2 protein-coding genes and 1 pseudogene are annotated in these 1,924 nt (G+C 55.0%); 1 reads left to right on the forward strand and 2 read right to left on the reverse strand.

The window, feature by feature from the left end; translation table 11 throughout:
- Window positions 1-362 (forward strand): annotated as a pseudogene (gene gbcA, locus HP546_RS29690) (glycine-betaine demethylase subunit GbcA); the annotation flags it as partial.
- 48 nt (window positions 363-410) lie between these two features.
- Here gbcA and HP546_RS31945 read toward each other — a convergent pair.
- Together HP546_RS31945 and HP546_RS31710 are read right to left on the reverse strand one after the other, a co-directional pair.
- Entirely contained in the window at window positions 411-1,142 is a 732-nt protein-coding gene (locus tag HP546_RS31945) for an RHS repeat-associated core domain-containing protein (protein WP_172233290.1), read from the reverse strand.
- Window positions 1,139-1,924 (reverse strand): RHS repeat-associated core domain-containing protein (locus tag HP546_RS31710; protein ID WP_172233293.1); only part of this gene is annotated, 786 nt, incomplete at its 5' end. The genes HP546_RS31945 and HP546_RS31710, both read right to left, overlap by 4 nt.

Here is a 1,924-nt window from a genome sequence, read left to right on the forward strand (position 1 = left end):
TGCACCTGCCGCACTCGTGGAACCACTGCATGGGTGACCACATCATCGTCTTCACCGTGTGGCCGATCAGCGCCCAGGAAACCATGGTCACCACCAAGTGGCTGGTGCACAAGGATGCCGTGGAAGGCGTGGACTACGACCCTGAGCGCATGCGCAAAGTGTGGGACGCTACCAACGACCAGGACCGTCGCCTGGCGGAAGAGAACCAGCGCGGGATCAACTCTACCGCTTACCAGCCGGGCCCGTACTCGAAGACTTACGAGTTTGGTGTGGTCAACTTCATTGACTGGTATAGCCAGCGGGTTCTTGAGAACCTGGGGGCGGAGCCGGCACCTTATCTGAAGGAAGTGCAGGCGCAGTAATCAATGATGAACCGGGCAGGCAAGCGATTGGTTGCCCGGTTCCTGACTTCATGCATGAACGTTTGGCCGCGCCGAGTCGCCACGAATCTTCTGCACAACATCCCAGCCTAACGTCAGCACCGGCGTGACTCCTGACAGAATTCCCACTGTTTCCATGACCACACCGGGTATCTCGGCCGGATTCTTCTTCAAGTAGGCCCGCACCTCAGTCGCGTGATGCTGGATGTTCAATGAACGCTCCGTGATACCGAGGCCTGTTGCCGCCGCCCCTATCACGACACTGTCGGTTACGGACGGCATCGATGGTCCCCCCTGCTCACTCCAGACAACAGCAGCGGCAGCAACTTTCAAAGTCCCCTTGTGAGTCTTGGCCCATACCTGGAATTGCTTGGAAAAAGAAAACGAAGAACCAAGCTCCCTACGTTGAACGACCAAGTTGAACGCAGACAAGACGCCGTCGACAATATTAAGTGCACCTTCTAACAAAGCGGTCAGGAAAATCGCATTAGGCATGGAAAATCCGCCATTGCGATCGACCCGATTAATTGGATCACCTGTGCAATAGGTATAGGTATTGATCCCACCCATACCGAACGGGCTCAGCGCATCGGCACTATGGCATCTCATGAGTATCGGGTTATAGGTGCGATGGCCATTGCCAAGATGATAGTGGCCTGTCATTGAGTCGCGGTACTCTCCGCAGAATGCCAGGCAGGCGCCAGATAGCCCATTAGAAGCGCCATATGCGGTGAAACCACGTGGATGGCCGTGCCGAATCATAGGCGAGTAGCCTCGATGGACCCTGTGGAGTTCCTTCTGACTTTTTTGAGCGCTGCAGCAGGTGATGGTGATGATGATGATGAATCCATGTTTATGTTAACCACTCTCGGATTGATATTGATCACGACAGATCCAGAAGCTTGCTGAGAAGGCGACACCTGTACCTGCTCACCCAACTGTGCATAACCGGTCATAAGACGCATATTCTGCCACGCTGCGTCAGCAGCCCCCCTGAAGCCGCCGGTCAGGTTGCTGGCGATTGTTACGGCAGACTTGGCAATGGAAGTTACGTTGCCAACACTCATCATGCCTAAAGCGACGGGTTGCAGCCTTTCCGAGCCAGTGAATAATAAAGTCGTTCCCGTCAGTACCAGCGCCGACTCAACCAAGAGTTGCCAATTGCCCCAAAGTCCGGAGCGGTTCTGAATTCTGCTCGTCAACGCGGCAATATTCAGACCGGTATAGGCAGCAACTGTCGTCGCTCTGGTAACTTCGATGGAGGTCAGCACTTCCCAGAATCTACCTGATGGGTCGATTCTGTTGATGGGGTCTCCAGCACAGTAGGCATACTTATTGATTCCGCCCCGGCCGAAGGGGCTCAACCGATCGGGATTGAGAAAACGCATCAGAGAGGGGCTATAGAGCCTGTACCCGTTGCCAAGGTGGTAACAGGCCGTCACCTGGTCATGACGCTCGCTTGCGAACGCTGGCAGAGGACCAGGGCCAGATGGCGAGTGCCCATAACAGGTGTACGTCCTTTCAGAGGATCTTTGATCGCGTGA

Origin of the sequence: Pseudomonas sp. CM25, from assembly GCF_013179705.1 — a bacterium.
GTDB lineage: Bacteria > Pseudomonadota > Gammaproteobacteria > Pseudomonadales > Pseudomonadaceae > Aquipseudomonas.